We start from the raw sequence: 7041 nt of genomic DNA, 5'->3' as shown, positions 1-7041 counted from the left end.
AATACATTACAACCTGAACGTAGTGAAAGTATCTTAAATCTACCTGTAAAAATTCCTTTGGCTAATATTCAGGAAGCATTAAATTTGAATATTCCTCAGACATTTTTTGGTACAGAAGCTGACCTTACAGACTTGATCTCTAATAATAAGCTTACTTACGAAATTAATCGTGAAGACTTTAATATTGGTACTCAAAATAATCTGATAACTTTTTCTGTACCAATATCAGGAACTGCGAAATTAAACGGTAAAATTAATTTACGTTTTCTTGAGATACCAGTTAGTGTAAGGACAAATATTGCAGGTACACTTTTTGGCGATATTTTTTTAGCAATAGACAATCAATGGAATATTCAACCGAATCTAAATGTATCAACTAATTTCACTAAAGCAGAAATACCAATTAAAAATATTGGCACTGTTAATATTCGTAGTCTTCTGCAAAGACAGGTAGATAAAGTTATTAATAAGGAGAAGCCTAAATTAATCGCTGAACTTGTTAAAAATTTAAACCTAAAAGCAGAAGTAAATAAACAATGGAATAATTTACATTTGTCAGAACAGGTAAATCAAGATCCTTCTATTTGGATTAAAACTGAACCGCAAAGTGTTAGTTTTAAAGAGTTTGATTTGACTGATGGTAAAAATATTCAGTCTGGAATTTCCGTTAAGATGTTTGTGGATACTTGTATATGTAAAGAAGCTCCTGTTATTAATTTGAAGCCGTTACCTAATCTGACTATTCAGGAACAGATAAGAGATAAATTTTTAATTAATTTACCTGTGCAAGTTTCTGTTGATGAATTGAATAATACTCTTCGATCTAAAGTTAGGGCTAAGTCTTTTTCTATTGATAAAAATTTACAGGTTATTGTTAATGATATTAATTTATCGCCATTGGGTGAAAAAATTCTGGTTAAGGTTGATTTTAAGACCGATAAAGAGAATTTGTTTCAGAGAGCAAAAGGAGTATTATATCTTTGGGGTAAGATTTTTTATGATAAAGAGTCTAATAATCTTAAAGTGGTTGAACTTGATTATGATGTTGATACAAAAAATGTTTTATTATCAATAGGGGATTGGCTTTTGAAACCTTTTTTGCTTCGGCAAATTGAGGAAAGTCTTTCTTTTCCTTTAGATGAACAATTAATTCGAGGTAAAGATGAGGCTAATGAATATATTCGGAAGATAAAGTTGCCTTCGGAAGTTGATGCAAATATTGAGGTAAAAACGATTGAAGTTGAAAAGGTTGTTTTGGCAAATAATGATATTTTTCTGGTTTTATTAGCTGATGGAAATATGTCTGCTCTTTTGAATTTGGGAGAGTAATTAATCAGATAAGAAAGTATATGGAAATTTTGATTAATTATTCCTGATAATGTCTGATGAATAAAAATTAGTTGACAAAAAAAAATTATATGGTATCCTAAGTATAATGGAAAAGTTGCGCTCATATATACTCATTCGAGGCCATTGAAAAATATTGTGTTGAGGATATTTTGGTGTTTTCTCTAGCTCCTCTTCAATAAAAAAAGATAGTTTCTGGTTTTTCTGGCTTCTGATTCTCAAATTTTCTACTATTGCGTATGTAGGAATAGTAGCTTCATTTTCTGAAGCACTCCGCCTCGGAGGTTTGTTGTAAATTTCCGACTATTGCGGATGGAGAAATAGCAGCTTCAGAAAATGAAGCACTCGCTCGGAAGGTTCGTTGGGAAATTTCCGACTATTNGACTATTGCGGATGGAGAAATAGCAGCTTCAGAAAATGAAGCACTCGCTCGGAAGGTTCGTTGGGAAATTTCCGACTATTGCCTCTAGTAAATAGGAGCTTAAGGGAATGAAAAATTCTACATCAGAGGTTCGTGGCGAAATTTCTGACTATTGCGTATAGAGAAATAGCTGTTTCATTTTCTAAAGCACCTAGCCTCGGAGGTTTGTTGGGAAATTTCTGAATATTGCGTATAGGGAAATAGCTGTTTCATTTTCTAAAGCACCTAGCCTCGGAGGTTCGTGGGAAATTTCTGACTATTGCGTATAGGGAAATAGCTGTTTCATTTTCTAAAGCACCTAGCCTCGGAGGTTTGTTGGGAAATTTCTGACTATTGCGTATAGAAATAGGAGCTTGAGGGAATGAAAAATTCCACATCAGAGGTTCGTGGCGAAATTTCTGACTATTGCGTATAGGGAAATAGCTGTTTCATTTTCTGAAGCACTCCGCCTCGGAGGTTCGTTGGGAAATTTCCGACTATTGTCTCTAGTAAATAGGAGCTTAAGGGAATGAAAAATTCCACATCAGAGGTTCGTGGCGAAATTTCTGACTATTGCGGATGGAGAAATAGCAGCTTCATTTTCTGAAGCACTCCGCCTCGGAGGTTCGTTGGGAAATTTCTGACTATTGCGTATAGGGAAATAGCTGTTTCATTTTCTGAAGCATCTGCATCGGAGGTTCATGGTAAATTTTTGACTATTGCGGATAGAGAAATAGTAGTTTCATTTTCTGAAGCACCTGCCTCGGAGGTTCGTGGTAAATTTCTGACTATTGCGGATGGAGAAATAGAAGTTTCATAAAATGAAGCATTAGAAGGTAAATTACTAAGACTACTTTTCACCTATATATATAGATGTAGTAGTCACAAAGGAATAAAAAATATCAACCCTTTTCTTAATGCAATACATAGCACTACCTATTTAAGGTTTCTGTCAGAAAAACCTAGTTAAAAATACCTTTAGCTTTTGACTTGTGACTTGCGGGTAACAGTTAAACTGGCGATCGCTCTATTAGTGGAGAAAAAAAGATAAAAGTTACGGGGTTACCAAATCAAATTCCCAATTTCTGTCTAATTCTACCAACAAAAATATCAACCTCTGGCAAATTCATTTTCATTACTATCAAACCAAAGATACCTAACCCCGAAAAACTTGCCAAACCAAGTTCCAATAACTGCACAAAAAATCCTTCACTTCCCAACACTAACTGACTACCCCAAAGCACACTCCAACAAACCCAACCAGTTGCAAAAGTTCCACCAATTAAACCGGCAAAAGGTCTCAACCATTCTCCCCAAGGCAAACCTCCTAGTTTTCTGTTTAATAGAAATAGAAAAATTACCATTGAAATTAAATTTACTCCCACAGTTGCCAATACCAAACCAGGCGCACCAAAAGCATTAATTAACAAATAATCTAACAGAGCATTCAGAAAAATATTAATCACGCTAATTTTAAAAGGAGTTTCTCCATCTCCCAAAGCATAAAACACCCGAACTAAAACATCCCTTCCCAAATAAACAAACATTCCTATTGCATAAGCCATCAATACAGAAGCAACAAATTTTGAAGCCGATAAATCAAAAGCATAACGTTCATAAACTACCCGAACAATAGGCAAAGCTAAGGTAACCATAATTGCACTTAAAGGCAACATTGTAATTCCTGTTAATACTAAAGCTTGCCGAATTCGATATTTTAAATCTTGCCAATTTTCCGGTGCAGCTAATCGAGAAAATATTGGTAAAAATGGAACTAAAATTACATTAGAAATAATTCCTAAAGGTGTTTGTACTAATAAACCAGAATAAGCCAATGAAGCAGCAGCTTGGGGAATATAAGAAGCAAAAAATAAGTCTGTATAAACATTAATATGTAACATTCCAGAAGATAAGGTTGCGGGTATCATTACTTTGGTAATTTCTTGTACTCCTGGGCGTCGAAAATTAAATCTGAAATGTAATTTTCCTAAACCTGCTCGCCACAATGCGGGAACTTGAATTAACCATTGTAATATTGCTCCGATAAGAGTACCCCAGGCTAAAATTAAGCCTCCTATCATGGCATTTTCTGGTTGAATAATTTTTTCTCCTAATTGTAAGGCTAAGATAAAAATTCCTCCTATTAAAGCTACGCTAGAAAATAGTGGGCTAATGGAAGGTAGCCAATATATATCCGCAGCATTAAGGGCGCCAAAACCAATACCTATTAATCCTGCTAATAATGCCATTGGTGCCATAATTTGGAATTGTTGGATGGCAATTTCTCGAATTTCTATACCTTCTGAAGTTTGGCTTAAACCTGGTGCTACTAAATCAATTAAAGGATGGGCAAAAATAATCAGACCAACTGTTACTAATAATAAGACTCCGCCGACTAAGGTTGTAATGGTTTCTATCAGTGGTGCTGCTTCTGACTTATCCCGTTTTGCTAAGACGCTTACTATGGCACTATGAAATGGTCCGTTAATTCCTCCTAATAAGACTAATAAAAAGCCAGGTATGACGTAGGCGTAATTATAGGCGTCTACTGCAGGCCCTACTCCAAAGGCTGCGGCGATCGCCTGTTGACGTACTAGGCCAAATATTTTACTAATTAATGTGGCTATTGCTACGATACCTGCTATTCCTGCTAGGGAACGAGAAGTTTTTTGTGATTCTGATTCAGACACGAGTACAATATAGTAATGTTGTTTAAATAAGTTTAATCAAGATTCAGTATTCAGGGGTAGGAAACCGGAGATTTGTTTTTTTCCGTTTTTTCTATTTAGGAGTTAACTTGATGATGAAAAAACAAGAGCAAATTATCAAAAAAGTTTATGATTTTTTAAATGATAGTCTCATTGGTTTATGAATTATTAAAAATATTAAGGGGCTGACAAGTCGGATAAATTAGCTAGAGTATTGGAATGGATTAATGCTCATAAAAGTCAAAATAAGATAGTTTTGGGAATTAATATTCATATCCTACTAGTGAAAAAATTAGAGGGAATTACAGCTAATGATTTAGTTCAAGTTTTAGCTGAAACTATCACAATATTGCACGAATATAATCAGCAATTAAGCTTTATTTTTTTACCTCACTACCGCCGTAAAATCAATGGATTTAATGATGATATTTTATCAAAAAAAGTAATTGAAAGTCTTCCCTATGAAGTTGTTTCATCCTGTTTTAAAATTCCTTTTCCCTGTTTAGCTAGAGAAATTAAGGCAATAGTTAAAAATATAGATTGTGTACTTATTGGCAGGATGCACTTAGGCATTACTTGTCTAGGACAGGGTACTCCAATTGCTTGTATTACTTATCAGGGAAAATTTCAAGGTCTCTACCAATATTTTAATCTTGAACCTTTATTTATTGAACCGAAAAAACTATTCGTTCCTAATCAAAATGAGCTAGTAGAATTAGTTAATAAATTAATCGATCAAACATAAAGCTTGCACAAATAAGTTGTAAGTAAACTTGATGAAGTTAAAGAACTTTCCCAAGATAATTTTACTTCAATTATCTAATTTTTTTCTAGCTGATGGCAACTTTAGACTTAATTTGATATCAGGAAAAATTAAAGGTTAAACAGAGAAACTCTACTTCCTAATCTTTGATTTATAAACACAATCTGGGATTGGTTTGGTAGTAGAGTACAGTATAATCAACATTGTACATAAATCTAGTCATATAGAGTCAAATAATGTCAAATATCTTGGTTTATTTGTACTAACCAGTAGAGCGCATGGGAGACCGGGATGAGTGTAGTAAGATTTAATTCTGGCTTAATCAGATTCTGCTCTTAAGGACTGGGGTTTAAATAAAGCTTTTATGTAACAGGAAAACCAATAGCTGATGGCTGATGGCTGACGGCTGAATACTTATCATTAGTCTGAGAAACGCTATATAGAATTGAGGTGATTTTATTTTACTTTTTTCCCAAAGTCTACCTAGTATAATTTGACGAAAATTTAATGTATCTCACAGTAGATGTGAAATGCTATAGAAAAACTTATTTAATAGATAGGAGAGAATAAAATTATGAAATTAATGCACGACGGACTCAAAGACTTTTTGCTACTAGAAGAATATATTGAGTCTCAAAAAATCGGATTTATTTCTTTAGAAGTTCCTCTTCCTAAATGGATTCTAAATTTTAGTCAATCTATTAAATACTCAATAGGTTTACAAGTTCGCCGTGAGTATCGGCACATTTCTATGGGTTTAAGATCCCTCAAATTTTCTGATGTTGATACTATTTTTATTTTCGAGCTTTACAATCAACATTTGTTATTTGTTATGCCTTTATTTGCCATCATGGCATTACGAGGGAAAGAAGTTTTAATATCCCTCCATGGTAATCAGCAATTTGCCATGACTAACAAAATTAAATTTTGGGGATTACTCTATCTAAAAGCTTATTTAAACCTATTTAAAAAACTCAAAGTTGTTTCTTTTGAAGTAAATGATGATGTGATTCCCGAAAAATTTAGACTACCAGATACATCCAAATATATAATACCTCATCCTATTATTAGTGAAGCTAAACCTAAATTTTTACCAGGAGAAAGATTACCTTCTAATGTTCCGATTAAGATTGGTGTTGTGGGAATGATTCGCCCAGATAAACCAATTACTCAGATAATTGATAAATTACAAGAATATATTAAATCTTCAGAGCATCAATGCGAACTTGTAATTGGAACACCTTTTGGTCAAAAACCAGATTATTTAGACGAACTTAATGTCACTCTTTATGACACTACTACACAAGAAAACTATATGCAGATTTTAACTGAAATAGATATTATAGTAATTCATTATGAAAAAGACCGCTATTATTACAGACCAAGTGGAGTAATTAGTGATGCAGCTTGTTGTGGATGCTACATTATTGCTTCTGATTATCCTGTTATTAAACATCAAGTTAGTTGGCCGGAAAAAATTGGCTCTACCTTTTCTGATTTTAATGAAATTTCTACTCTTATAGATGAGGGTATAGTTCATGTTCTAGAAAAAGGTCAGGATAATCACTGGTTGTGGCGAGAAGAAAGAAGTGCAAAAGCTATAGCTAAAATTTTATTTCCTGATAACTATAAACCAGAAAATAAGGTTGATAAAAGTGACTTAGGTACCTCTGAATTAGGAAATGATAGCTGAGAGACTGTTTGAAAAATTGAGAATTGAGAATTGAGAATTGAGAATTACCTCTTCTTATAAATAAAGAGGATTGGTTGATTAATTGATAATGAATAATTAGAGTATGTTTAGAGTTTAGATAGAAATAGGT

The 7041-nt window shown here is 33.4% G+C and carries 5 protein-coding genes; 3 read left to right on the top strand and 2 right to left on the bottom strand.

The window, feature by feature from the left end; genetic code table 11:
• The coding region (locus AFK68_RS17430; protein WP_143437982.1) for a DUF4403 family protein at nucleotides 1–1329 on the top strand (1329 nt) is incomplete at its 5' end.
• Between the two features lie 1117 nt (nucleotides 1330–2446).
• Here the strand turns inward: AFK68_RS17430 and AFK68_RS36955 are convergent.
• Together AFK68_RS36955 and murJ are read right to left on the bottom strand one after the other, a co-directional pair.
• Nucleotides 2447–2608 (bottom strand): hypothetical protein, encoded by a 162-nt coding sequence (locus AFK68_RS36955; RefSeq protein WP_168186524.1) that lies wholly within the window; start codon nucleotides 2606–2608, stop codon nucleotides 2447–2449.
• A 209-nt stretch (nucleotides 2609–2817) separates the two neighbouring features.
• Entirely contained in the window at nucleotides 2818–4437 is a 1620-nt protein-coding gene (gene murJ / locus AFK68_RS17425) for a murein biosynthesis integral membrane protein MurJ (RefSeq protein ID WP_094673869.1), read from the bottom strand.
• A 301-nt stretch (nucleotides 4438–4738) separates the two neighbouring features.
• Here murJ and AFK68_RS17420 point away from each other — a divergent pair, with 301 nt between their 5' ends.
• Entirely contained in the window at nucleotides 4739–5200 is a 462-nt protein-coding gene (locus tag AFK68_RS17420) for a hypothetical protein (RefSeq protein WP_143437981.1), read from the top strand.
• 592 nt (nucleotides 5201–5792) lie between these two features.
• Nucleotides 5793–6911, top strand: coding sequence for a glycosyltransferase family 1 protein (locus AFK68_RS17415; RefSeq protein ID WP_210407467.1), 1119 nt, complete (start codon nucleotides 5793–5795; stop codon nucleotides 6909–6911).
• The last annotated feature ends 130 nt before the right edge of the window (nucleotides 6912–7041 follow it).

This window comes from Hydrocoleum sp. CS-953 (assembly GCF_002260545.1).
Taxonomy (GTDB): Bacteria; Cyanobacteriota; Cyanobacteriia; order Cyanobacteriales; family Microcoleaceae; genus Trichodesmium.
This window is presented reverse-complemented; position numbering and strand designations above follow the sequence as displayed.

Bases quoted from the DNA above. Each gene is read 5' to 3' on its own strand.
- AFK68_RS17415 (WP_210407467.1), top strand. From the start codon at position 5,793: ATGAAATTAATGCACGACGGACTCAAAGACTTTTTGCTACTAGAAGAA.